Below are 24755 nucleotides of genomic sequence, written 5' to 3'. Positions count from 1 at the left end.
CCGCTGCGGGACGCGCCATATCTCGGCGTCCAGCAACTCCACCGGCCGGGGTTTGCGTCGGCCCGTCCGGATCATCCGACAGCCGTGATGCGAACCACGCCTCCGCCGCCGATCCCGCCTGCGCCCGGGGCCGTCAGGCCCGCGCCGCCGCCGCCGCCGCCCGCCCCGAAAGCCGCCCCCGCGCCGCCCGCCATGCCCGCACCGCTCGCCGAGGCGTTTCCTCCACCGCCTCCGCCGCCGCCGCAGGACAGATCCGGCGCCGACGAGGCCTGGCCCGCCGTCCCCGCCGCACCGCCCGGGGTTCTGCGTCCGCAAACATCGCCGGTTCCGCCGATCCCGCCAGCCCGGGCTGCATTGGCCGTATCCAGCCCCCCGCCCGCGCCGCCGCCGCCGGGACCGTCCGGACAGGCCGCCTCTCCTCCGCCGCCCGAGGTCGCTGTGGTCGAGGCCGCACCCCCGCCGTTGGCCAGTCGCTCGCCCAGCCCGCCGCCGCCGCCGCCGCCACTTCCTCCGGTCCCGGCCGCCCCGGGCGCGCCGCCGCCGGCCCGCGCCAGGCCGACGCCGGACATCTCGATCCGGCTCTCGCCACCCGCGCCGCTCGCCGCGCCGCCGCTTCCGATCACAATGGTCAGGCCCCCTGTCAGGTCTGCGGTCGCCCAGGCGCCACGCCTCAGTCCGCCCGCGCCGCCGCCGCCGCCGCCGAATCGAGTGGTCCCGGCCGGTCCCGCGAGACCGGCCCCGCCCCCTCCGCCGCCTCCGACACAGACCGTTTCGATCCATCGCGCCCAGGCGGGCGGTTCATAGACGCCGTCATCTGTGAAGACGGTCGTCTCGCGTCGCGTCGCGCCTCGATCGAAGTCGATGCGCCCGGAGGCCCGGTCCACCCCGAAGGCGCGGCGCCAGGTCGTTCCATCGGCGCTGACCTTCAGGCTCAGGTTCTCGTCGCCCGCCAGGCCCAATTCGGCCCGACCGGCGTATCCGCTCTGGAACAGCAGCGACAGGACATCGCCCGCCGCCGCCTTGTTCAGGGTCAGACGCAGGTCGCCGTCGCCGCCCTCGTCCGCGCCGCGGGCGGTGAACAGGGCCGTATTGCTCTTGATCGCCAGCGGATTGGCCGCGTCCGCCGTGGTCCCCACGCCCAGACGCGAAAGGGCCTGCACTTCGCCCAGCCACTGCCCCAAGGGGCTCCAACCACCCTCTCCCCGCACCACCGCCGTCGCCGTGTCCAGCACCAGGGCGACCATGCCGACCGGCGCGGGCGCCACAGTCCAGCCCCCGGCCTCGAACCGCATCAGGTCGCCAGGCCGACGACCGTCCCAAGCCGGCCCATGCGCACCGTCGGGCAGGATGTAGAGATCGCCGTCGGATACGTCGCCCGGCTGGGTCGTCGTCGTCCGGCTGACCACCGCCGTCTGCAGCAAGGCGTCCAGTCGGGTCAGGGCCGCATTCAGGGTCACATGTTTCTGCATCTGCCCGGCCGCCAGATAGGGCAGGGCCAGACGTGCGCTGAAGTCGTCGCTCATCGGGATCTCCGTTGTTGTCGGAGATCAGTCTGGGTCCGCCGTCAGGTCAGGCGCGTCGGGCGGCGAGATTCAGTTCCAACCCGATGAAATCAAAAGAGACAAACTTTGAAACCATGTGCGGCGGCAGGGCTGGGCGCGCGCAATTCAGTCGTGCAGATAGACGACGCGACGCAGCTTCTTGTCGTTCTTCACCGTTTCGAGATGGCGATCGTGGTCGCCGCTGGCCCGCGCGGCGGCCTCGGTGTCCTCGACCCAGTGGGTGGTCTCTATATCCTTCTGCAGCGCCTTGGCCGCCAGCAGCTGCCCGGGAAAGAAGGTGTCGACCACGTCGCCGGCGATCGGCACCGTGCCCGTCGCCGTGTCGATCGCCATATAGGCCGCCATCCGCGCCAGGGTGGCGGGCGAGGCCTTGGCCCGGATCGCCTGCAGCACCAGCCAGCCGCCGGTCCCGACCGTGTAGACGGTGCCGACCACCGGCACCCAGGTCAGCAGGCCGTCCATGCCGATTCCGAACGGCCCGATGCCGATGACCCGGTCGGACAGTTTCTTGATCCCCTCGACATTGGACCAGATGTTCTCGATATCTCTGATGGACCGTCTGGCCATGTCGCGCCTCTCCAAGCGTCGCCCTAACGCGGCACAGCCAACAGCGTTCACCACGAAAGGCAATGACCAATGTCCCTGCTCAAGCTGGCGGCCAATGTAGCGGCCTGCCTCGTCCTGATCGGACTGTCGGTCTTCGGCGTCGCGGCGCTCAGCGGCATCGACCATCGCTGGGTGGACATACTGGCGCAGTTCACCGCTCCCGTACTGCTCGCGGCGGCTCTGACGACCCTGGTCTGCATGGTGCTGCGGCTGTGGCCCGCGACGGCTGCGGGACTGCTGGCCTGTCTGGTGCTGGTGATCGCCGTCTGGCCGCAGTGGATGACGGTCATGGGGCTGCGCCAGGCAGGCCAGCCGACGATCCGCGTCTATTCCGCCAATCTGTGGGCGCCCAACACAAATGTGGACGCGATGCGAAAGTCCATTGTCGCCGCCGATGCCGACATCGTCATTCTGGTCGAGGTCGGCGATACGCCCATAGCCCGGCGCGACGACCTCCTGGCCGGCTATCCCCACCGGACGATCTCCGGCGCCCTGACCCCGGCCGGCGGCGCGCGGTCCATCATCGCCTCGCGCTATCCGATCGCCCGGAAACTTCCCTGGCGTCGGGACGGACTCAGCGCCGTCGGCGCGGTCGTCTCGACTCCACTGGGGCCGATCAACATATTCGGCGTCCACCTGACCCGGCCCTGGCCCTATGAATACCAGTGGGGCCAGATCACCCAGGCCATGGCCCTGACCGCGCGCCGCGCAGACGCGCCGCCCAATCCCGTCATCGTCGCCGGCGACTTCAACAGCGTCTCCAGCGCGCGTATCGGGCGCCAGATCAAGGCCGACATGAACCTGCTTCCGGCGCCCGGATTCCCCGGCACCTGGCCCACCAAGGCGCCGGCCTTCATCGGCATCACCATCGACCAGGTCTATCGCTCGCCGGACCTGGCCCTGCTGAGCCGCCGCATCGGCGAACCGACCGGCTCGGACCATTATCCGGTGGTCACCGAATTCACTCGCGCGAGGAAATAAGCGCCGCCAGCCGCGCCTCGTGCCCGTCGGTCGGGAAGTCGTTGGCGATCCAGCCGTTCTCGAACGTCTTCAGGATGCGGCCCGTCTCAGGCCCCGGCTTCAGGCCCAGCCGCGCCAGGTCCCGCCCGCCGACCGGCATTCTCGGCGGCGTCCAGGTCGCGGCCAACCGGCGCAAGGCCGCGCCGTCGCCGGATCCGCCCGCTTCCGCCCGCGTCAGCCTGTCCTCGAAGACGCCGCGCCCCAGGCGATAGATCGCCGCCCGCGCTTCCGCCTCTGGCATGGCGGCCGTCACCACCGGCCCCTCCGCGACCACGGCGGCCAGTCGGTCGCGTACGCCGTTGGACAATCTCAACGCCCCGGCGATCCCAACCACCGCCGCCGCATCCGCCGGCAGCAGGGCCGACAGGCGCAGCACCGGATCCTCGGTCAAACCCCACATCGCCTCGAACAGCTCCAGCGGCTGGACCTGAGGCAGCACCTGGGCCAGCACCCCGCTCTCGCTCATGGCCCTAACCGATGGCTTGGGATCTGGCGCGGCGAGCAGTTTCAGGAGTTCCTTGGACACCCGCTCGGCCGACAACAGCGCCATCCCGGCCTTCAACGCCGCGCAGGCCGCCAATCCATCGGCGTCCGGCGCGCCTCGCCCATACCAGGCGTAGAATCGGAAGAAGCGCAGGATGCGCAGATAATCCTCGCGGATCCGCGTCTCGGCCTCGCCGACGAAGACGATCCGCCCTGCCGCCGCATCGTCCAGCCCGCCGCCAGTGGGATCAAACACCGTCCCTTCAGCATCGGCATAGAGGGCGTTCAGACGGAAATCCCGGCGCGCCGCGTCCTCGGCCCAGTCCTCGGTAAAGGCCACCACGGCCCGGCGCCCATCGGTCTCGACATCCCGGCGCAGGGTGGTGATCTCATAGGGGCGCCGCTCCGACACTCCGGTGACGGTGCCGTGCTCTACGCCGGTCGGCACGGCCTTCAGCCCCGCCGCCTTCAGCGCCGCCATCGTCTCTTCCGGCCTAAGCCGTGTGGCGATATCGATGTCGTCGACCGGCTGGCCCAGCAGACTGTTTCGGACGCAGCCGCCGACGAACCGCGCGCACCCCGCCCCCCCTGCGGCCTCCAAGGCCGCCATCACCGCCCGCGTCGCCCCGGCGTCCAGCCACGGCTGTCCCTTCATCGAGATGCTCATGCCGCATCGTCCTTGGCCGCATCCTCGTCCACCGCCGCTTCGGGCGCCGGCTCGTCGCCGTACAGCCGCGCATGCATTCCCTTCAGAATGCCCGCCGTCGCGCCCCAGATATAGCGTTCGCCCCAAGGCATGGCCCAGAACCACCGCCGAACGCCCGGTTCCAGATCGTAGGACTCCTGGCGATGGTTGGCCACGTCCATCAGGAAGTCCCACGGCGTCTCGAAAACCTCGGCCACCTCGGCCGGCGACGGCGTCAGTTCCGGCGGCCGGGCCAACCAGCCCACGACCGGCGTGACACGAAAGCCGGTGACCGTCTCATAGGGGGCCAGCAACCCCAGCACCTCGACCGCGCCGGCGACCAGCCCGACCTCCTCGTTCGCCTCGCGCAGGGCCGCCGTGACCGCGTCCTCGCCGGGGTCCAGCCGACCGCCCGGAAAGGCGATCTGCCCCGTATGGCTGGACAGCGTGTCGGCGCGCCGCGTCAGCAGCACGGTCGGCCCCTCCTTCCGCGCGATCACGGGCACCAGCACCGCCGCCTGCCGCAAACGCCGCGACGACCGATCCATCGTCGGATTCAGATCGAAGTCGGAGCGATCTGCCGGAACATCCTCGCGCCAGGTCTCGACCGGCGCCAGCCGCTCGACCAGCCGCGCCTTCAGCGCCTCCAGGCTCACGTCACCGCTCCCAGCGAGAACACCTGCCCGCCCGACCGCACCACCAGTCGCCCGTCGACCTCCTCGGCCATTTCGACCAGCTCATAGAAGACCGAGCGCGTGATCCTGGCCCACAGGTCGCGCCGTACGTGGACACGCGGCGCCGGCTCGCCCGTCGTCGGATCGGTTTCGACCTTGATCGGATCCGCTTCACCCGCCCGCACTTCGTCGCCGACATCGGTGACGAAGATCAGATCGTCGCCCTCATGCCCCACCGAGACGGCGCGAAACGGCAGATCCTCGACCGCGATCTTCATCTTCTCGACCGGCGTGACCAGATGATAGCCGTCCGGATCCTTGCGCAGCACGGTCGAGAACAGCCGCACCAGCTCCTTGCGGCCGATCGGCGATCCCTCGTGCATCCACACCCCGTCGCGGCGGATGAGGATGTCGATTTCGCCGCAATGCTCCGGACGCCACAGATGGACAGGCGGCAGGCCACGGCCCGGCGCCTGTTTCGCCGCCTCAGCGACGGCGTTCAGTCCTGACTTGCGATCACTGGTGTTCGTCATGTCCGAACATGACTTAAGCCCCGCGACCCGTGCGGGAAAGGTCAGCCGATGCGAACCGGCCCGGAAACGGCCTCGACCTTGGTCGGCATCCACAGGACGCGACGGCGGTTTACCGGCCCGGGCAGGATCGCCTCGGGCGCGCCGACGAAACCGAACCGCTCGAAATAGGCCCGGTCGCCCACCAGCAGCACCCCGCCCACATCCAGCGTCCGCGCCTGATCCAGACAGGCCTGCACCAGTTCGGCGCCCAGGCCGTCGCTGCGGTTGGCGGCGTCGACCGCAATGGGCCCCAGGAACAGACCCGCCGTCTCGCCGATCACGACCGGCCACAGCCGCACCGAGCCGACGATCCGCCCGTCATGGCGCGCCACGAACCCGGCCGTCGGGCGCGATCCCTCGCGCAGCCGCTCCGCCGTCTTGGCGAAACGGCCGGGGCCGAAGGCGGCCATGATCAAGGCCTCGACTCCGAGGGCGTCGGCCGGACTCTCGGCTTCGATACGGCTGGCGGCCGTCGTGAGAGCCAGATTGAGGACAGGGGCGTGCGACATGGGCGCTCCGACGGAGAGGCGCGCGCACCTAGGACCAAAGCCGCGCCAAATCAAGGCGTGGTCTTGTGACGGTCAGCCGATCTTGGAGAAGTCCGGGGCTCGCTTCTGCGTGAAGGCGGTAAAGGCCTCCATCGCCTCGGGGCTGCGCATCTGCGAGCCGAAGGCCTCGCCCTCGCGCTGCATCAGGGCCCACAGCCCCTCCGCGTCGCGCATCAGCCGCTTGGTCTTGCGGATGGAATTGGGCGCGCGGGCCGCCACCTTGGCCGCCAACTCGGCCGCCGTCGCCTCGACCTGGTCCACCGGCACCGCGCGATTGGCCAGACCCCAGGCCAGGGCGGTCCGACCGTCCAACGGCTCCCCCAGGGCGAACAGTTCGAAGGCCCGCTGATGACCGATCACGGCCGGCAGCAGCAGGCTGGACGCCGCCTCGGGCGCCAGGGCCAGATTGACGAACGGCACGGACAGCAGGGCGTCCTCGGCGACCACCACAAGGTCGCAGTGCAGCAGCATCGTCAGGCCGATGCCGACCGCCCGCCCCTTCACCGCCGCCACCGCCGGCTTGTCCAGATCCGCCAACGCCTTCAGGAACCGGAACACCGGCATCTCGCCCGGCCCCGCCGCCGCAGAGCCCAGGGCGATGAAGTCGCCGATGTCATTGCCGGCCGAGAAACTGTCGCCCTCGGCCCGCAGCAGCAGAACCCGCACCTTGTCGTCGGTCCGCGCCCGCTCGGTCGCCTCGGCCAGGGCCGAATACATGGCCTGGGTGATGGCGTTCTTCTTGTCGGCCCGGTCCAGCGTCAGGATCAGGACGCCGTCGCTCAATTCGGTGCGGATATGTTCGCTCACGTCGTTTCCTCGTCCTGTTCGACGGCTGTCCACCAGTCGACGCCGTCCTCGTCGCGCGTCCGTGTGGCGCGTCCGCGTTGTTCCAGATAGTTCAGGTGCGCCTGGGCCTCGCCCGTGGCCATGCCCAGCACCCCGTCCCCGACCGCCCGACCGAAGACGGCGGGGAAGCCGTCGACGACCCTAGACGGTTGACGCAACGTCCGCTCAAGCCGTTTCAGCGCCACCTCGTGCCCGCGTTTCAGGGCGTCGAGCCGGGCATGGACGCCGTAGAAGGGCTCGCCGTGCGCCGGCAGGACGAACGCCCCCTCCGGCAACAGCGCGCGCAGCTTCGCCAGGGAGTCCATCCAGTCGCCCAGGGGATCGGCCTCCGGCTCGGTCGGCCAGACAGACACATTGGACGAGATGCGCGGCAGGACCTGATCCCCGGCGATGAAGACATCATCTGACCGCCGCCACAGGCAGACGTGTTCCGGGCTGTGTCCCGATCCGACCACCACAAGCCAGTCATCGTCGCCTATGCGGACCCCGTCCCCATCCGACAGACGCAGATAGGACCGCGGCATCGGCGCGACGCCCTTGCCGAAGCCGCCGTAATCAGCCCGCCAATGCTCAATCTGGGCCTCGGTCCAGCCGGCCGCACGAAAGAAGCGCGCGCCGTCCTCCGGCGCGTCACCCGCCTCTTCAGCCATCAACATCCGCGCCGTCACATATTCCAGTCGCGACATCAGAAGCGGCGCGCCCGTCCGCGCGCACAACCAGCCGGCCAGGCCGATATGGTCGGGATGCATATGGGTGCAGATCAGTCGCTTCACCGGCCGCCCCTCCAGCGGCCCCGCCAGCGCCGCCTCCCAGGCTGCGACCGTGTCCGGCGTGCGCAGACCGGTGTCGATCAGCGTCCAGCCGTCGCCGTCCTGCACCGCATAGGCGTTCACATGATTCAGCTGAAACGGCAGGGAGAACCGCAGCCACAGCACGCCGCGCGCGACCGAGACGGCCTCTCCCGCAGACGGGATTGCGCCCATGGGATAGGTCAGGCCCCGCGCGTCCGTCGTCGGCTTCACTGCTGTCGCATCGTCCGCCAAGTGGGTCTCCAATTGAAACGCGTAGACCCTAGTCCGATCTGACCTTTGGCGTCCACAGCCGCCTTGACCCCGCCCGATTAGATCGCCACGAAGCCTTCAGCCGTTCCGAACCCGAGGTGTTTCCATGAAAGCCCGCATCGCCGCCGCCCTCGCGGCGCTCCTGTTCAGCGCCATGGCGGTCGCTCCCGCCGCCGCACAAGCTCAACGAGGCCCTGAGAACGAACCGACCGTCACCGAGGGTTCCTCGCGCGCCTCGGCCGCCCGACAACGTCGTGGACGCCAACCTACTGCGCCCAATGCTGAACAAATACAGGCCTCCGCTCAGGAACAAGCGACCCTGGCCAACACCAACTGCCAAGTCAGCGAAGCCAAGCTGCTCGGCCAAACAACGGAGAATACCTCCGTCTACGAAGTCGCCTGCTCGACCGGTCCAGGCTACATAATCGAATCCAAGACGCCGCCGGTTGCGACCGATTGTGTCGTCTTGGCCTACTCTGCCGAGACTTTGCGAGCGCGTGACCCAGCTGCTGATCCCGGCCCGCAGTGCACGATTACCGCAAACACCGACACCAAGAAATTTTTGCATGAATATGCCGTCCAAGCTGGCGTCACTTGCACTGTGGATCAGGTAAAGGTTCTGGGTAAAGCCAACGATGGCGGCATCATGTATGAAGCCGGCTGCTCCGACGGCGCCGGTTTCTGGCTCAAGCAACTGAACAACGCCTGGACCAAGACCCCCTGCATCCAGGTGCTGGCCGAGAACGGAACCTGCGCCTTCACCACCACGGCCGAGAACGCCGCCTTCGTGAAGGCCTATTTCGCCGGTTCGGAAGCCGCCTCGTGCGACGTGACCGAAGCTCGCCTGATGGGCCGCAACGCCAACGGAACCTTCTACGAAGCCAAGTGCGCCGCCGGCGACGGCGTCATCGCTCGTCTGAACGCCGAGAACGTCGTGCAACAGGTCTATCCCTGCGCCACCGCCCAGCAGATCGGCGGCGGCTGCAAGCTGACGACGGCTCCGGCTCCGGCCGCTGCTCCGGCGCCCGCCGGTCGTCCGTAAGCGACCGAGACAGACCAGACGAAAGGGCCGTCGGAGCGATCCGGCGGCCCTTTTCTTTTGCGCCCTCTTTCCCGAAACCGTGACGCAGCCTAGCGTCGCCGTCATGCGCATCGCCACCTGGAACGTGAACTCGGTCAACGCCCGCCTGCCCACCGTGCTGGCCTGGCTGGAGCAGGCCGCCCCCGACGTCGCCTGTTTCCAGGAGATCAAATGCGTGGACGAAAAATTCCCGCGCGAGGCCTTCGAGAGCCTGGGCTACAATGTCGAGACCCACGGCCAGAAGAGCTACAACGGCGTCGCCCTGCTGTCGAAATACCCGCTGTCCGACATCCGCCGCGGCCTGCCCGGCGACGAGACGGACGAACAGGCCCGCTATATCGAGGCCGTGGTCGAGGCGCCCCGCCCCATCCGCGTCGCCGCCATCTATCTGCCGAACGGCAATCCGATCGGGACCGAGAAATTCGCCTACAAGCTGGCCTGGTTCGACCGGCTGAACCGCCACGCCCGCGACCTGCTGAAGTTCGAGGAGCCCCTGGCCCTGTGCGGCGACTACAATGTCATCCCCGAGGCCGAGGACGCCAAGAACCCCGCCGCCTGGACCGATGACGCCCTGTTCCAGCCGCAGAGCCGCCAGGCTTTCCGCGCCCTGAAGAACCTGGGCTTGGCCGACGCGCACGAGGTCGGGGGCGAACCGGCCGGAACCTACAGCTTCTGGGACTATCAGGCCGGCGCCTGGCAGCGTGATCACGGCATCCGCATCGACTTCGCCCTGCTGTCGCCCCAGGCGGCCGACCGGTTCCGGGGCGTCGAGACCCACCGCGACGCGCGCGACATGGACAAGCCCAGCGACCACGTCCCCGTCGTGGTCGATATCGATCTGGAGGCCTGACGCCGATGGCCGACGCCTTGCGGGTGGTCCTGCTGGTGGCTCTGGCGGCGGCCCTGCTGACGACTCTGGCCCTGGCCCTGTCGTGGTGGATGGAGCCCGCGCGCCGGATTCGCCGCGCCCTGCTCAAGGCCTTGGGCGCCCCGCCTGAGGTCGAGGCCCTGTCGCCGGGCGAGGGCCGGGCCTGCGCCCTCAACTTCGACATCGAACAGGTGGTGGTCCTGTGGGCCAACGGCGCCCATGGCCTGGCCTATGGCTTCGACGAGGTCGAGGGCGGCGAAATCATCGTCGACGGGCACGTGGTCGCCCGCATCCGCCGGGGCGAGGCGCGCAAGTCGCTGGACGTCCTGGCCCCTGACGCCGAACAGGTGGTGCTGCGACTGATGTTCGCCGACGCCCGGCAGCCGGAGTTCGAACTGGCCCTGTGGGACGCCGGTTTCGCGGGCCAGACCGGCTCGCCCGGCGAGGCACTGCGGCTGGGCCGCCGCTGGCTGTCGCATCTCGAAGCCCTGCTGAAGGGCTAGGCCCCCTTCCGATTGTCGCCCGGGAGCGTTAGAAGCCCCCACTCATTGTAATCGACACGCCTTTTTACGGGAGGCCGCCTTGGCCCGCCTTTTCGACGCCTATGTGGTCGCTGACTGGACCGCCGCCGAGACCAAGAAGCTCGGCGACACCTCGCTGTGGATCGGGGTGGCGAAGCGCGACGTGCGTTTCCGTCTCTATACCGAGACCCACAATGTCGCGACCCGCGCCGAGGGCGAAGCCCTGCTGGCCTCGATCCTGGCGGATCACAGGAAGCGCGGCGACCGGGTTCTGGTCGGTCTGGACTTCAACTTCGGCTATCCGGCCGGCACGGCCGCGCGCCTGAAGCTGGAGGGAACGACGGGCCAGGCCCCGTGGCAGCTGATGTGGAAATTCATCGCCTCGAACATCGTCGACAAGGCCGACAACACCAACAACCGCTACCAGGTGGCGGCCAAGATGAACCGGCTGATGACGGACGAGGCCTGGCCCCTGTGGGGCGCCCCGGCCAAACAGGCGCAACGCTGGCTGACCACGACCAAGCCCCCCGCAGGCGCGGGCGCCGACATCCCCGAGTTCCGCGCCACCGAGAACGCGGCCCGCAAGGGCAGGCTCCAGCCCAAGAGCGTCTGGCAGATGCATGGCGCCGGCGCCGTGGGCGGCCAGACCCTGGTCGGCATTCCGGCCGTGCGCCGCCTGCTGGAGAACCTGGGGCCGGCGGGCGCCGTCTGGCCCTTCGGCACCGGCTGGCGTGAGCTGACGCCCGAGGACGTCGAGCCCCTGTCGGCCCTGGTGGTCGAGGTCTGGCCCTCGATGCACGAGACCAAGCCCAACGAGGGCGAATACAAGGACCAGGCTCAGGTCCGTTCGACCGCCGAGGCCCTGGCCCGGATGGACGAGGCCGGCGACCTGGCCAAGGCCTTCGGCCCGCCGAAGGACGCCACGCCCGAACTGATCGAACAGGTCGAGCAGGAAGAAGGCTGGATTCTGGGCGTCTGACACAACCGAATCCGGCGACCTTCACCGTAATCCCCCCGAGTTGACTTCCCTTCGGGCGGCCCGATCCTGCACCAAGGATTCGCGTTGCGTTGGAGGCGACCGTGGCTCACCAGATTCTGGTCGCTGAAGACAATGACGACGTCCGCGACTTCATCGTCGCGGCTCTGGGCGGAGGCGAATTCAAGGTCGCCGAGGCCCGAGACGGCGCCGCCGTTCTGGAACGTCTGGCCTATGCGCCGCCGGCTCTGGTCCTGCTGGATCTGCACATGCCGATCATGTCCGGGCTTGAGGTTCTGAAACGCCTGCGCGGCGCGCCCGGCTGGGCCGAGACGCCGGTTGTCTTCCTGACCGCCTCCAACCAGACCGACGACCTGGTCGAGGCCCGCCGCCTTGGAGCGCGCGGCTATCTGGTCAAGCCGGTGCGCCCCGCAGACCTGCTGGCCAAGGTGAAACGGGTCATCGAGGATCGCGACCTGATCTGGCTGGACGACATGACCAGCGTCCGCGCGCGCTGAAAACGCGTCAGGCCGCTGCAGCTTCCGGCAGGGTCATCATCGCCTCGGACACGGCCCGGATCAGGGCCTCGGCCGCCACCGGCTTGGATACGGCGCCGACGAAACCCAGGCCCAGCAGCTCCGTCGCCACGCCCTCGCCCGCGTCGGCCGTATAGGCCAGGACCGGGGTCAGCCGGTTCGGGCCGGAACCGGCGCGGATCATGCCCAGGGCCTCGACACCCCCCATTTTCGGCATGCGCATATCCATCAGGATCACGTCATAGGCCCGGCGTTCAGCGCATTCGACCGCGTCGGCGCCGTCCACCGCATCCTCGACCGTCGCCCCCATGCCGCTGAGGAAGGCGCGGGCCAGTTCGCGGTTGGCGGGATGGTCGTCGACCACCAGCACCCGCAGCCCACCGACCTCGGCCCCGCCCATGGGCGTGGCGCCGGCGGCGACGGCCTGTTCGGCGGCGGGCGCGGGGATCTCGAACCAGAAGACGCTGCCCTGGCCCTCGACGCTGTCGGCGCCGATGGCCCCGTCCATGGCCTCCACCAGACCCTTGCAGATGGCCAGGCCCAGGCCGGTGCCGCCATGCGACCGGGTCTGGGAACCGTCAACCTGTGAGAAGCGCCGGAACAGCCGGTCCAGCTTGTCGGCCGGGATGCCGTCGCCGGTGTCATGCACCGCGACCCGGAGGCGTTCTTCATCGGCGCTCCAGCGGACGGTCAGGCGCACCCCGCCGCGGCTGGTGAACTTCACCGCATTGCCGATCATGTTCAGCAGGATCTGACGCAGCCGGTCCGGATCGGCGACGATGGTGGCGTGGCCTGTCTCCAATTGCAGATCCAGGTTCAGGTCCTTGGCCCCGGCCTGGGGCGTGAACAGGTCCAGGGTCGAGCGCGCCAGGGTCTCGATGTCGGTCGGCTCGGGCCGGATGGCGACCTGACCGGCCTCCAGCTTGGAGAAGTCCAGGATGTCGTTGACCGTGCAAAGCAGGGCGCGGCCGGCGTTGTCGACGCGGCCGACATAATTGCGGACCAGGTCGGGCAGTTCCTGCTCCAGCGTCAGACCGGTGAAGCCTATGATGCTGGTCAGGGGCGTGCGCAGTTCGTGGCTCATGTTGGCCAGGAACTCGGCCTTCACGGCGGCGGCGGCCTCGGCCTCGGCGCGAGCCTGTTCCAGCTGGACCTCCAGCGCCTTGCGGCGCGAGATGTCACGGATCACGACCACGGTCTCGACCGGCCGTCCATACTCGTCGCGCACCAGCCGCATCCGGGTCTCACCCCAGATGACCCGCCCGTCGCGATGCAGAAGACGATGCTCCAGGGTCGCCGCGCCGCGTCCATGCGCCATCTGCGTGAAGGTCTCGGCCAGTCGCGCGCGATCGTCGGGATGTACGAAGGATTCGGCCGTGCGGCCCGCCATCTCGTGCGGCTTCCAACCCAGCAGTCGTTCGACGGCGGGCGAGATATAGTTGGAATGGCCATGCAGCTGAATACGGGCGATGACGTCCGCGGCGTTGTCGGCCAGCAGCTTGAACCGGGCGTGACTGCGCGCCAGCACGTCCATGGCGGCGCGCTGATCGGTTACGTCCTGGAAGACGCCGAACATGGCCAGGGGCGTGCCGTCCGGCAGGAATTCGGCCGCCCCCTTGGTGACGATCTGACGGGTGACGCCGTCCTGACGATGAATGCACAGATCCAGCTCGAACGGGCCGCCGCCCGCCATGGTCCTTTGCCAGCACTCGCCCAGCTTCTCGCGGTCAGCCTGGGGATAGAAGGCCGAGGCCTTCTCGAAATCGGGTTTGAAGGTCCGGGATGAGACGCCGTGGATGGCATAGACCTCGTCCGACCAGAAGACGGTCTGGTCGATCATGTCCACGCGCCAATGGCCGACGCCGGATAGGCTCTCGACCATGGTCAGCATGTGTTTCTGTTCGCCACGCTGGCGTTCGGCGCGGGCGCGCTCCAGCTCCGACACCACCAGTCGCGCCAGGTCGCGCAACCGGTCCAGCATGGCCTCGTCCGGGCGCGGGCGAGGCTTGGTGTCGATGCAGCACAGGGTGCCGTAGTTGGCGCCGTCCGTCCCGGTCAGCAGGGCGCCGACATAGAAGCGGATGTGGGGATCACCCGTCACATAGGGATTGTCCACGAAGCGGATGTCGCGCGTGGCGTCCTCGACCACCATCACGTCGTGGGCCGGAAGCGCCAGGGCATGGGTGCAGAAGGAATCGTCACGGGGCGTCGAACAACCGTCGATGCCTATGCTGGCCTTGAACCACTGGATGTCCTCGTCCAGCAGGGTGACCAGGGCGATGGGGCAGTCCAGCAGGCTCGCCGCCAGGCGTGCGGCGGCGTCAGTCGCGGCGTCGGGGGCGGCCCCGACGGCGTGCAGCGAACGAACGCTGGAGAGACGCTGGCTTTCGTTCATCGACTACTGGACCCCGGATACTGCGAAGCCCGTATCGCCCCCCCTTGCCTACTTTCGCGTTACCGCGGGGTAAGGGGAGTTCCTGATCTCTCCCTCAGGACAGGCGGTCGCGGAACTCGGAATAGTCGAATTCGCGCACCAGTTTCAGCTCGTCCGTGGCGCTGTTCCACAGGGCGATGGCCGGCAGGGGCACGCCGTTGAAGGTGTTGGTCTTCACCATCGAATAATGGGCCTGATCCAGGAAAGCGATGCGCGTTCCCGCCGTCGGCGCGGTCTCGAAGACATAGTCGCCGATGATGTCGCCGGCCAGGCAGGACGGGCCGCCCAGACGGAAGGTCGCGCCCGCCTCGCCTTCCCGCAGCATGGCCGGGCGATAGGGGGCCTCGATCACGTCCGGCATATGGCAGGTCGCCGAAATGTCGGTGATGGCGATGTCCATGCCGTTGTGGAAGGTGTCCAGCACCTCGCCCACCAGGATCCCGGCGTCCAGGGCGATGGCCTCGCCCGGCTCGATATAGACGGTCAGGCCGTGGGTCTGGCCCAGACGGCGCAGGAAGGCGGTCAGGCCCTCGATATCATAGTCGGCGCGGGTGACGTGGTGGCCGCCGCCCAGATTGATCCACTTCAGCGGCTTCAGCAGGGGCGTCAGGGTCGGCTCGACCGCCGCCCAGATCCGCTCCAGCGGCTCGAAGCCCTGTTCGCACAGGGCGTGGATGTGCAGGCCGTCGACGCCTTCCAGGTGCTCCGGCTTCAGCTGCGACACCGGGAAGCCCAGGCGCGAGCCCAGCTGGCAGGGGTCGTATTTGGCGACCTCGGCCTCCGAATGCTCCGGGTTCAGGCGCAGGCCGATGTCGAAGACCTGACCCTCCGCCCGCGCGGCGGCGATCAGGTCGGCGAAGCGGGCGATCTGGTCCGGGGCGTTGAAGATGACCGTGTCCGACAGACGCAGGATCTCGGGCAGGTCGGCCGGCTTGTAGGCCGGGGAATAGGTGGTCAGGTGGCCCTTGTAGAACTCGCGGGCCAGCCGCGCCTCCCACAGGCCGGAGGCGCAGACGCCGTCGAGATATTCCCCGACGACGTCGGCCAGCGACCACATGGAAAAGGCCTTCAGGGCCAGCAGCACCCGGGCGTCGCCGCGCTCTCCCACGTCCTTCAGGACCGAGAGGTTACGGCGCACCGCCGCCTCGTCGACCACGAAGGCGGGCGACGGGACGCGGTTCAGATCGAAACGGGCGAATTCACCCGGTCCGCCGGCCTGGGTCTGCATGGCTCTGTTTTTCCTTAGAAGGCCAAATTTAGAAGGCTAGGGGGGCGTCGAGCTCCTCGACGGTCCACGGCAGGCCGTGCTTGTTCAGCATGTCCATAAAGGGATCGGGGTTCAGCTGTTCAATGTTGAACACGCCCTCGCCCTTCCACTGGCCCGTCAGCATCAGGGCCGCGCCGATCATGGCGGGGACGCCGGTGGTGTAGCTGACGGCCTGGTTGCCGGTCTCGGCATAGGCTTCCTCGTGGTCGCAGATGTTCTTGACGTAGACCGTCTTCTGCGCGCCGTCCTTGGCGCCCGTGGCGATGGTGCCGATATTGGTCTTGCCCTTGGTGATCGGACCCAGCGAGGCCGGCTCGGGCAGCAGGGCCTTCAGGAACTCGATCGGGATGATCTCGCGGCCCTGGAACATCATGGGCTCGATCGAGGTCATGCCGATGTTCTCCAGCACTTCCAGGTGCTTGAGATAGGAATCGCCGAAGGTCATCCAGAAGCGGATGCGCTTGATTTCCGGATAGAATTTGGCCAGCGACTCCAGCTCCTCATGATACATGAGGTACATGTTCTTCGGGCCGACGCCCTCGAAGTCGAAGCTCTGCTTGTGGCTCAGGGCCGGGCCCTCGACCCACTGGCCGTTTTCCCAGTGACGCGAGTTGGCGGTCACTTCGCGCAGATTGATCTCGGGGTTGAAGTTGGTGGCGAAGGGCAGGCCCGTGTCGCCGCCGTTGCAGTCCAGGATGTCGAGGGTCTCGATCGAGTCCAGCAGGTGCTTCTTGGTGTAGGTGGCGAAGACCGAGGTCACGCCGGGGTCGAAGCCCGAGCCCAGCAGCGCCATCAGACCGGCGTCCTTGAAGCGCTCCTGATAGGCCCACTGCCACTTGTATTCGAACTTGGCCTCGTCGCGCGGCTCGTAGTTGGCGGTGTCGAGATAGTTCACGCCGGCGGCCAGGCAGGCGTCCATGATGGCCAGGTCCTGGTACGGCAGGGCCAGGTTGACGACCAGGGCCGGCTTGACCGCCTGGATCAGGGCCGTGGTGGCGGCGACGTCGTCGGCGTCGATGGCCGCCGTGTCGATGGTCACGCCGAAGCGCGACTTGACCGAGTCGGCGATGGCGTCGCATTTCGATTTCGTCCGGCTCGCCAGGGTGATGTGCGAGAAGATGTCCGCATTCATCGCCATCTTGTGGACCGCGACCGAACTGACGCCGCCTGCGCCAATGACCAGCACCCTGCTCATGTGTGCTTCTCCTGAAGACTGAAATGCTCTGGCGACTGCGCCGCCCGTATAAAGGGCGGGGCTCTTAGCACGATGATGACAGGACGGCTAATGCCGGGGGATTTCCTGTGGGATTCGGGGTTTTGTTTCGGAGGCGCTCGATAGCGCGGGGCCGGGAAAACAGAGTCTGAATAGTGCGAATAGTGCGAAATCGACGTTTGGGCCGAGGAGGCCCCACCTCCTTTTCGTCATCCTAGGGCTTGTCCCTAGGATCCAGACGCCCGGTTTCGACGGCGGCGCACCCTGCGGAAACACCGGGAGTCTGGATCCTCGGCACAAGGCCGAGGATGACGGGAGTGAGGGGGATGGCGCGGGAGAGGAGACGCGGGACGCGGGACTGAAAAACAGAGTCTGAATAGTATGAATGGTGCGAAATAGGCGCCGTCAAATTGCAATTGCAGCGGATGGGGGTTCACGCTTTCAAAGACCGCGCGGGGATTATGGCACGGTTTCGGAGGAAGCCAGGTCGATTGCCGTTTGCGCAAGCCATGTCGCTGAAAACCTAGAAGTTCGCCTTCAGAATTAGGGGCGCAACGGCTCTCTTCTGTCGCCTCAAGCTGACACTCTGAAGTTTCGCTAGGGGTGGGTAGCGGACATCGCTTCTATCGCCGCTTCCCCCATGGGCCGGTTGTGGCCGATATATCGCCGGGTTTTGTCACTGACTCGTCCCAATCGATTGGTCCGTAATCCTTTCCATCAATCCATGCCTTCGCTTGGGCCAGCGTCTGGTGTGGGGTGAGTTCGCCAAGCTGGTAATAGAGGACGCCATCCGGGCCTACCGGCATGGCTGTCTCGCCCGGTTCCAACCAATCCTCGGCTTTGCCAAGCGCGTAACTAGCGTCATGGTCTTTCGCGATGATGGTCACGCGTTTGGGGACCAGCCCATCGTAGAGAAAGGTGCCGCCGGTAACATACTCGCCTTGGTAGTCATTCAGAGCCATTGACGAACTCTGCCCCAAGCCGGTGAGGTCCGCTATGGGTCGATTTGCGAACTTGCCGCCCACGCCAAGACCAGACCTCCGCCGCCCCGACAACCAGCCCCTACCCGATCAGCGCCCTTGCCGCCGCCCGCGCCTCGTCGGTGATCTCGGCGCCCGACAGCATTCGCGCGATCTCTTCCTGACGGCGCGCGTCGTCCAGGGCGACGACCGTCGTGGTGGTCAGGCCGTCGCGGTCCGCCTTCATCACCTTCCAGTGGGCGTGGCCGCGCGCGGCGACCTGGGGGCTGTGGGTCACGACCAGGACCTGGGCGCCGGTGGACAGGCGTTTCAGGCGCGATCCCACGGCCTCGGCCACGGCGCCGCCGACGCCCTGATCGACCTCGTCGAAGATCATCACCGGCTGCAGCATGTCCTCACGGCTGGCCAGGGCCGCCTTCATCGCCAGGGCGAAACGAGCCAGTTCGCCGCCCGACGCAATCGCGTCCAGCGGGCCGAAGTCGGAGCCGGCGTTGGTGGCGATCTGGAAACGGATGGTCTCGCGCCCGTCGGGACCGCGCCGGCCCTCGATCGGCTCCAGCGCCACGCGGAACCGCGCCCGCTCCAGCTTCAGCGGGCCAAGCTCGCCCATGACGGCGGCGGTCAGGCGCTCGGCGGCCGCCTCGCGCGCCGAGGTCAGGAATTCGGCCGCCAGATCATAGGATTCGATGGCCTGGGCCACGTCGCGGCCGGCGTTGGTCAGGGCCTCTTCCCCGTCCTCGATCAGCCGCAGCTGTTCGCGTAGGCGAACCCGCAGCGACGGCAGGGCGTCGACCGTGGTGTTCAGCTTGCGCGCCGTGGCCCGCAGGGCGAACAGTCGTTCCTCGGCCTTGTCCAGACGGCCAGGCTCATAGTCGAAGGCGTCGGCGGCGGCGTCCACGGCGGCGACGGCCTCGGCCGCCTCGACCATGGTGCGGTCGATGGCCTCGACGGCGGCGGACAGTTTCAGGATCACCGGATGGTCGCCCTCGGCCCCCGCCTGCCCGGCCCGCTGGCGCGCATGTTCGACGGCGCGCAGGGCGGCGCCCAGCTTCTGGCTCAGCTTGTCGCCGCCCAGCTGGGTGCGGGCGTCGGCCAGATCGGCGATGGCCTTTTCGGCGGCGCCCAGCAGGGCGCGCTCGCCGGCCAGCTCCGTCTCCTCGTCGGCGCGGGGATCCAGGGCGTCCAGTTCGGACAGGTTCAGGCTGATCTCTTCCAGACGCGCGGCGGCGTCGGCGGCCTGGGCCTGGAGTTCGGCCAGTTTCGCCTCGGCGGTCTTCAGCTTGGTCGAGGCGGCGGCGACGGCCTGGAGCTGGGGCTGGACCCCGCCATAGGCGTCCAGCAGGCCCCGGTGATTGCGCCAGTCCAGCAGGCCCACGGTCTCGTGCTGGCCATGCACCTCGACCAGGGCGGCGCCGATTTCACGCAGGGCCGTGACCCCGGCGGGCTGGTCGTTGACATAGGCCTTGCTGCGGCCGTCGGCGGTCAGCACCCGGCGCAGGATCAGGTCCTCGCCCGGCCGGACCTCGAATCCCTTGTCCGCGATCAGGGCCAGCAGGTCGGGATCGTCGGGGGCGGTGAAGACGGCGGTGGCCACCGCCTGTCTGGCGCCGTGGCGGACCAGGCCCGCATCCCCGCGCCCGCCCAGGGCCAGACCCAGGGCGTCCAGGATGATCGACTTGCCCGCCCCCGTCTCGCCGGTCAGCACGGTCAGGCCGGTCTCGACGTCGAGATCCAGCACGTCGACCAGGACGACGTCGCGGATGGAAAGGGCGGTCAGCATGCAGGTTGGTCGCCGGTGGAACGAATCAGGATCACGCCGACAGAATCGAGAGATGCGCGGGGATGCACAAGGGTGTTCCCCCTCTTCTCTCCCGGACGGTCAGCCCGGGATGATCCGCTGCAGCCAGGATTCGCGCTTCGCCTCGGGAGCCTTGTCCGGGGTCTGGCCGTTTTCGGTCAGCAGGGCGTAGGCCTCGGAATACCAGGGGCTGCCGGGGAAGTTGAAGCCCAGGACGGCGCCATTGCGGGTCGCCTCTTCCTTGAGGCCCAGTTGCAGATTGACCTCGACCAGACGGTACAGGGCTTCCGGCGTGTGCGAGGTGCGCTGGAACTCGGGGTTGGCGATGACGGCCTTGTAGCGGTTCAGGGCGGCCAGCGGCTGGTTGGCGCGCTGGTAATAGCGGCCGATGTTCATTTCCTTGCCGGCCAGCTGGTCGTTGACCATGTCGATCTTGACGGCGGCGTCGCTGGCGTAGGGCGTGCCCGGATAGCGGCGCGCCACGTCCTTCAGTCCCGCCAGGGCGGCGTTGGCGTAGCCCTGGTCGCGGCCCACGTCGGTGATCTGTTCGAAGTTGCAGACCGCCTTCATGTAGAAGGCGTAGGCGGCCGAGGGATTGCCCGGGAACAGGGCGATGAACCGGTCGGCGGCGGCGACCGCCTCCGCATAGTTGTTGTTCTCATAATAGGCGTAGACCTGCATCAGGATCGAACGACGCGCCCAGTCGGAATAGGGGTGCTGACGTTCCACTTCCTGGAAATAGTCGACGGCGTCGGCCCAGCGACGTTGCTGCAACCGGTCATAACCGGTGTTGTAGAGGGCCTCGACCGGCCGTTCTTCATAGGCCAGCTTCGGGCGCGAGTTGCCGGCGCAGCCTGAAATCGTCAGCGCGGCGGCCGCCGCAGCCATCAGCACCAGGCCGGAACGGAACTTGGAAACGGACAAGGACGACCCCATAGACGAGCGGAGAATTGGCTGCAGCCAAGCCTCCAGAAACGAACGCGGCGATCTCTAGCACCCACGACCGGGCCGCGCCATGCCGACGAAATCTCTCCGCACACGACTTGCCCTGCCCGGCACCGCTGGTAAAGAGCGCGCCAACCGACGGCCGTTCATGGGGGTCGGATGACGGCGAAAGGATGACCAGCCGATGAAGCTGCTCTCAGGCAACTCCAACCGGGCCCTCTCTCAGGCGATCGCCGACCACCTGGACGCCCCCCTGACCAAGGCCCAGGTCAAGCGGTTCGCCGACAACGAGGTCTTCGCCGTGATCGAGGAGAACGTCCGCGGCGAGGACGTCTTCATCCTGCAGTCGACCAGCTATCCCGCCAACGACAACCTGATGGAACTGCTGATCATGACGGACGCGCTGGTGCGCGCCTCCGCCAAGCGGATCACGGCCGTCATGCCCTATTTCGGCTACGCCCGTCAGGACCGTAAGACCGGCGGCCGCACGCCGATCTCGGCCAAGCTGGTGGCCAATCTGATCACCCGCGCCGGCGCGGACCGCGTGCTGACGATGGATCTGCACGCCGGCCAGATCCAGGGCTTCTTCGACATTCCCACCGACAATCTGGTCGCCACCCCGGTCCTGGCCCAGGACATCCGCGAGAACTACACGCGCGGCGACGACCTGATGATCGTCTCGCCCGACGTCGGCGGCGTGGTGCGCGCCCGCTCGCTGGCCAGCCGCCTGAACGCCGACCTGGCCATCGTCGACAAGCGCCGGCCCAAGGCCGGCGAGAGCGAGGTCATGAACATCATCGGCGACGTCGAAGGCCGTCGCTGCATCCTGTTCGACGACATCGTCGATTCGGGCGGCACCCTGGTCAATGCGGCCAAGGCCTTGATCGATCAGGGCGCGACCGAGGTCTCGGCCTACATCAGCCACGGCGTCCTGTCGGGCCCGGCGGTCAAGCGGATCACCGACGGCCCGCTGAAGGAGCTGGTCATCACCGACTCCATCGAACAGCCCCACGAAGTTTTGAACTGCTCGAAAATCCGTGCGGTTTCCGTGGCTCCGCTGATCGGCGAGGCTATCCGTCGGATCGCCAACGAGGAATCCGTTTCCAAGCTGTTCGATTAACCTTCGGAAAACCACTTTCCCCACGTTATAAGCGCCCAAGTACCGGCGCTTTTGCGCGCGTAACCGCCGTGAGGATGTTCCCATGAAATCGGCCCCCCTGCGCCGCGGCGTCTCCGCCGTCGCTCTCGTCGCCGCCGTCATACTGGCCAGTTGCGAAACCGGACCGTCCAAGGCCGAGCTGGAAGCTCAGCGCCTGGCCGAACTCGCGGCGCGCCAACCCCCGCCCATTTCCCTGAACCAGGGCGTGGCCGAGGCGGCGTCCATCTATGTCGCCTTCCTGCGTGAAGCCCAGACGATCCAGCCGGGCGGCTTCGCCGACGCGGAATCCATCCAGGCCGCCATCCGCAAGGGCGCGGCCTATGACCCGGCCCAGTTGTCGCGCGGCCTGATCGCCTATGGCTCGATCATCGCCCTGCAGTCGCCCGAGTTCGTGGCGGGCGTGCGCCAGTTCGCGATCGATCCGGTCCAGCGCCAGCAGATGGTCGCCCAGATCGTCGCCGATCCGGCCTATGCCGCCACCCTGCCCGGCGCCGACGCCGCCGCCGGTCTGATCTCCGACACGATCGGCAAGGACGCCCTGGCCATGCGCGCCATCGCCGAGGCGGTCGAACAGGACGCCTATACCGTCCAGGCCCGCAACGACCCGCGCCGTCGCTGGGCCGTCGCCCATATCCAGAACCGCGAAGTCCGCCTGGAAAGCGCCAAGACCCTGTCAGCGGCGACCATGCTGCCCTCCGCCGACGAGTCCGCGCAATTGTTCGCCGCCGCCAACAGCGGCACGGGACTGGCCGTCACGCCGTCGCGCAAATCGCCCCCCTATACCCCCGCCGTCACCCGCTCCCTGGCCATCGCCGCCCTGGCGGCCCTGGGTTCGGCCGGCGACGAGGCCCGCGCCAATACCGACGCCCTGTCGATCGAGCCGAACAACGAATTCTGCCTGAACATGTCCAAGCTGATGCTGTTCCAGTGCCTGGCGGCCTCGCGCCCCAGCTACGAGGACATGTTCTGCCTGGGCCGCCACGTCGCCCGCGACCTGGCCAGCTGCGCGACCCAGGCGACGTCGATCACCACCATCACCGTCGGCGATCCGGAAGAGACCGGCACGCCGCCTCCGCCCGCCCAGACGCCGGTCCAGGTCACCCTGACGCCGACGCCGGTCCCCGCCCCGACCCAAAGCCCCGCCCAGAGCCCGGTTTCCCCCACAGTGTCGCTGAATACGGCCTCGCCGTCGTCACGCTGATCCGGCGCCGAACGAAACAAGGCCCGCCCCGAGCGATCGGAGCGGGCCTTTTCATTGAGACGACGGCCTATTCGTAGCCGTGAGCCGCCTCGTTGATCACCTGGGACGGCATGGACGAGAAGTCCACCGACACCGGATTGGCGATCTTGGCCTGATAGGTCCGCAACACATGGGTCATGCGGCGGCGCACCTCGCGTTCGGCCTCGGTGCCGGTGTCGAGCGCCAGGGGCGCCAGGCAGAAGTCGATGATGGCTTCGGTTCGGGTCAGAGGTTCCATTTGTGCGGTTCCTTTCCTGGTTAAGCCGCGTGGGTGAACTGGGCGGTCTCGGTCGAGTCCTTCAGCGCCGTCGTCGATGACGTGCCGTTGGAGATGACCGTGGCGACCTGGTCGAAATAGCCGGTGCCGACTTCCCTCTGGTGGCGGGTGGCGGTGTAGCCGATGGATTCGTTGGCGAACTCGCGCTGCTGCAGCTCGGAATAGGCCGCCATGCCGCGATCGCGATACCCGTCCGCCAGCTCGAACATCGAGTTGTTCAGGGCGTGGAAGCCGGCCAGGGTCACGAACTGGAACTTGTAGCCCATGGCCCCCAGCTCGCGCTGGAACTTGGCGATGGTGGCGTCGTCCAGCTTGGCCTTCCAGTTGAAGGACGGCGAGCAGTTGTAGGCCATCAGCTTGCCCGGATGCTTCTTCTGCACGGCCTCGGCGAACTTCTTCGCATCGTCCAGGTCCGGGTGGCTGGTCTCCCACCACAGCAGGTCGGCGATATTGGCGTAGGACAGGCCGCGCGCGATGCAGTGGTCCAGACCCGTGCCCTCCTTCAGGCGGAAGAAGCCCTCGGGCGTGCGGTTTTCCCGGTCGATGAAGGGCTGGTCCCGCTCGTCGATGTCCGAGGTGATCAGCTGGGCGCTCTCGGCGTCGGTCCGGGCGACCGTGATGGTCGGCGTGCCCATGACGTCGGCCGCCAGACGCGCCGCGACCAGGTTCCGTTCATGCGCCTGGGTCGGGATCAGAACCTTGCCGCCCAGGTGGCCGCACTTCTTCTCCGACGCCAGCTGGTCCTCGAAGTGGACGCCGGCGGCGCCCGCCTCGATGAAGGCCTTCATGATCTCGAAGCTGTTCAGCGGACCGCCGAAGCCGGCTTCAGCGTCGGCGACAATCGGAACGAACCAGTCGCGCTTGGCGCCGCCCTCGGCGTGCTCGATCTGGTCGGCGCGCTGCAGGGTGCGGTTGATGCGACGGCACAGTTCCGGCGCGGCGTTGGCCGGATACAGGGACTGGTCGGGATACATGGCGCCGGCCGTATTGGCGTCGGCCGCCACCTGCCAGCCCGACAGATAGATGGCCTTCAGCCCCGCCCGGACCATCTGCATGGCCTGATTTCCTGTGACGGCGCCCAGGGCGTTGATGAAGGGCTCGTCGTGCAGCAACTGCCACAGGCGATTGGCGCCGCGCTCGGCCAGGGTATGGGTCACCGGCACAGAGCCGCGCAGGCGCAGGACATCCTCCGGCGTATAGGGGCGCTCGATGCCGTCGAAACGGCCGGCGGGCGATGGCACCAGATCGTTGAAATTGGTCATGGTCGAACTCGGTTTCTGATGGCGCGGCCGCAGCCGCCGTCTCAGGGACAAGAACACGCTACAGTCAAAATCGACACAGCCAGAACCGCGACAACCAAGTCATCTTGTCATAATATGACTTTGCCAGATCAGTCATATTGT

Annotated in this window: 24 protein-coding genes; 8 read left to right on the top strand and 16 right to left on the bottom strand. The window is 67.8% G+C overall.

The features are described from left to right. Window positions 1-71: 71 nt before the first annotated feature. On the bottom strand, window positions 72-1523 hold the full coding sequence (locus ACIQ1T_RS03690; protein WP_395943178.1) for a DUF2793 domain-containing protein: 1452 nt from the start codon (window positions 1521-1523) through the stop codon (window positions 72-74). Window positions 1524-1667: 144 nt separating this feature from the next. After that, on the bottom strand, window positions 1668-2129 hold the full coding sequence (locus tag ACIQ1T_RS03685) for a DUF4112 domain-containing protein (RefSeq protein ID WP_395943177.1): 462 nt from the start codon (window positions 2127-2129) through the stop codon (window positions 1668-1670). 69 nt (window positions 2130-2198) lie between these two features. On the opposite strand from ACIQ1T_RS03685, the gene ACIQ1T_RS03680 reads away from it, so the two are divergent. Further along, window positions 2199-3149 (top strand): endonuclease/exonuclease/phosphatase family protein, encoded by a 951-nt coding sequence (locus ACIQ1T_RS03680; protein ID WP_395943176.1) that lies wholly within the window; start codon window positions 2199-2201, stop codon window positions 3147-3149. Here ACIQ1T_RS03680 and ACIQ1T_RS03675 read toward each other — a convergent pair. The 6 genes from ACIQ1T_RS03675 to ACIQ1T_RS03650 all read right to left on the bottom strand — a co-directional run bounded on the left by ACIQ1T_RS03675 (window position 3130) and on the right by ACIQ1T_RS03650 (window position 8039). Beyond that, window positions 3130-4338, bottom strand: a complete 1209-nt coding sequence (locus ACIQ1T_RS03675; RefSeq protein WP_395943175.1) for a CCA tRNA nucleotidyltransferase — start codon at window positions 4336-4338, stop codon at window positions 3130-3132. The two genes, ACIQ1T_RS03680 and ACIQ1T_RS03675, sit on opposite strands and share 20 nt — an antisense overlap. Further along, entirely contained in the window at window positions 4335-5012 is a 678-nt protein-coding gene (locus ACIQ1T_RS03670) for a CoA pyrophosphatase (RefSeq protein WP_395943174.1), read from the bottom strand. Before ACIQ1T_RS03670 ends, ACIQ1T_RS03675 begins: the two co-directional genes overlap by 4 nt. Beyond that, window positions 5009-5563: a DUF1285 domain-containing protein gene (locus ACIQ1T_RS03665; protein ID WP_395943173.1), complete on the bottom strand. Its 555-nt coding sequence runs from the start codon at window positions 5561-5563 to the stop codon at window positions 5009-5011. Before ACIQ1T_RS03665 ends, ACIQ1T_RS03670 begins: the two co-directional genes overlap by 4 nt. Before the next feature lie 41 nt (window positions 5564-5604). Next, the gene (locus tag ACIQ1T_RS03660) at window positions 5605-6111 is read right to left on the bottom strand and encodes a GNAT family N-acetyltransferase (RefSeq protein WP_395943172.1); all 507 of its coding nucleotides are present in this window, start codon (window positions 6109-6111) and stop codon (window positions 5605-5607) included. Between the two features lie 72 nt (window positions 6112-6183). Continuing rightward, window positions 6184-6957, bottom strand: coding sequence for an enoyl-CoA hydratase (locus tag ACIQ1T_RS03655; protein WP_395943171.1), 774 nt, complete (start codon window positions 6955-6957; stop codon window positions 6184-6186). Beyond that, window positions 6954-8039 (bottom strand): MBL fold metallo-hydrolase, encoded by a 1086-nt coding sequence (locus ACIQ1T_RS03650; RefSeq protein WP_395943170.1) that lies wholly within the window; start codon window positions 8037-8039, stop codon window positions 6954-6956. Before ACIQ1T_RS03650 ends, ACIQ1T_RS03655 begins: the two co-directional genes overlap by 4 nt. 664 nt (window positions 8040-8703) lie before the next feature. Between ACIQ1T_RS03650 and ACIQ1T_RS03645 the strand changes: the two genes are divergently transcribed. From ACIQ1T_RS03645 to ACIQ1T_RS03625, 5 genes are all read left to right on the top strand, one after another. After that, entirely contained in the window at window positions 8704-9099 is a 396-nt protein-coding gene (locus ACIQ1T_RS03645; protein ID WP_395943169.1) for a hypothetical protein, read from the top strand. 103 nt (window positions 9100-9202) lie between these two features. Continuing rightward, window positions 9203-9988, top strand: a complete 786-nt coding sequence (gene xth / locus ACIQ1T_RS03640) for an exodeoxyribonuclease III (RefSeq protein ID WP_395943168.1) — start codon at window positions 9203-9205, stop codon at window positions 9986-9988. A gap of 5 nt (window positions 9989-9993) precedes the next feature. Next, window positions 9994-10509 (top strand): hypothetical protein, encoded by a 516-nt coding sequence (locus ACIQ1T_RS03635; protein ID WP_395943167.1) that lies wholly within the window; start codon window positions 9994-9996, stop codon window positions 10507-10509. Window positions 10510-10588: 79 nt separating this feature from the next. Then, the gene (locus ACIQ1T_RS03630) at window positions 10589-11506 is read left to right on the top strand and encodes a cobalamin biosynthesis protein CbiG (protein WP_395943166.1); all 918 of its coding nucleotides are present in this window, start codon (window positions 10589-10591) and stop codon (window positions 11504-11506) included. Between the two features lie 101 nt (window positions 11507-11607). Beyond that, window positions 11608-12021, top strand: coding sequence for a response regulator (locus ACIQ1T_RS03625; protein WP_395943165.1), 414 nt, complete (start codon window positions 11608-11610; stop codon window positions 12019-12021). A gap of 7 nt (window positions 12022-12028) precedes the next feature. On the opposite strand, the gene ACIQ1T_RS03620 is transcribed toward ACIQ1T_RS03625, so the two are convergent. The 6 genes from ACIQ1T_RS03620 to ACIQ1T_RS03595 form a co-directional block, all read right to left on the bottom strand. After that, the gene (locus tag ACIQ1T_RS03620; protein WP_395943164.1) at window positions 12029-14434 is read right to left on the bottom strand and encodes an ATP-binding protein; all 2406 of its coding nucleotides are present in this window, start codon (window positions 14432-14434) and stop codon (window positions 12029-12031) included. A 94-nt stretch (window positions 14435-14528) separates the two neighbouring features. After that, the gene (locus ACIQ1T_RS03615; protein WP_395943163.1) at window positions 14529-15701 is read right to left on the bottom strand and encodes a carboxynorspermidine decarboxylase; all 1173 of its coding nucleotides are present in this window, start codon (window positions 15699-15701) and stop codon (window positions 14529-14531) included. 28 nt (window positions 15702-15729) lie between these two features. Continuing rightward, the gene (locus ACIQ1T_RS03610) at window positions 15730-16935 is read right to left on the bottom strand and encodes a saccharopine dehydrogenase C-terminal domain-containing protein (protein ID WP_395943162.1); all 1206 of its coding nucleotides are present in this window, start codon (window positions 16933-16935) and stop codon (window positions 15730-15732) included. Between the two features lie 641 nt (window positions 16936-17576). Continuing rightward, window positions 17577-17915, bottom strand: a complete 339-nt coding sequence (locus tag ACIQ1T_RS03605) for a hypothetical protein (RefSeq protein WP_395943161.1) — start codon at window positions 17913-17915, stop codon at window positions 17577-17579. Window positions 17916-18015: 100 nt separating this feature from the next. Continuing rightward, the gene (gene recN / locus ACIQ1T_RS03600) at window positions 18016-19713 is read right to left on the bottom strand and encodes a DNA repair protein RecN (RefSeq protein ID WP_395943160.1); all 1698 of its coding nucleotides are present in this window, start codon (window positions 19711-19713) and stop codon (window positions 18016-18018) included. Window positions 19714-19812: 99 nt separating this feature from the next. Next, entirely contained in the window at window positions 19813-20667 is an 855-nt protein-coding gene (locus ACIQ1T_RS03595) for an outer membrane protein assembly factor BamD (RefSeq protein ID WP_395943159.1), read from the bottom strand. Window positions 20668-20860: 193 nt separating this feature from the next. Between ACIQ1T_RS03595 and ACIQ1T_RS03590 the strand changes: the two genes are divergently transcribed. Both ACIQ1T_RS03590 and ACIQ1T_RS03585 read left to right on the top strand, forming a co-directional pair. Beyond that, window positions 20861-21796: a ribose-phosphate pyrophosphokinase gene (locus tag ACIQ1T_RS03590; RefSeq protein ID WP_395943158.1), complete on the top strand. Its 936-nt coding sequence runs from the start codon at window positions 20861-20863 to the stop codon at window positions 21794-21796. Between the two features lie 82 nt (window positions 21797-21878). Beyond that, entirely contained in the window at window positions 21879-23036 is a 1158-nt protein-coding gene (locus tag ACIQ1T_RS03585) for a hypothetical protein (RefSeq protein WP_395943157.1), read from the top strand. Between the two features lie 67 nt (window positions 23037-23103). Here ACIQ1T_RS03585 and ACIQ1T_RS03580 read toward each other — a convergent pair whose 3' ends face one another. After that, the gene (locus ACIQ1T_RS03580) at window positions 23104-23313 is read right to left on the bottom strand and encodes a hypothetical protein (RefSeq protein ID WP_291536419.1); all 210 of its coding nucleotides are present in this window, start codon (window positions 23311-23313) and stop codon (window positions 23104-23106) included. Between the two features lie 20 nt (window positions 23314-23333). Next, a complete protein-coding gene (aceA, locus tag ACIQ1T_RS03575) occupies window positions 23334-24614 on the bottom strand; it encodes an isocitrate lyase (protein WP_395943156.1) in 1281 nt (426 codons plus the stop codon). Between the last annotated feature and the right edge of the window lie 141 nt (window positions 24615-24755).

Origin of the sequence: Brevundimonas sp. (assembly GCF_044336875.1) — a bacterium.
Lineage (GTDB): Bacteria > Pseudomonadota > Alphaproteobacteria > Caulobacterales > Caulobacteraceae > Brevundimonas.
The sequence above is the reverse complement of the archived record's forward strand: the minus strand, read 5'-3'. Positions and strand labels throughout refer to the sequence as shown.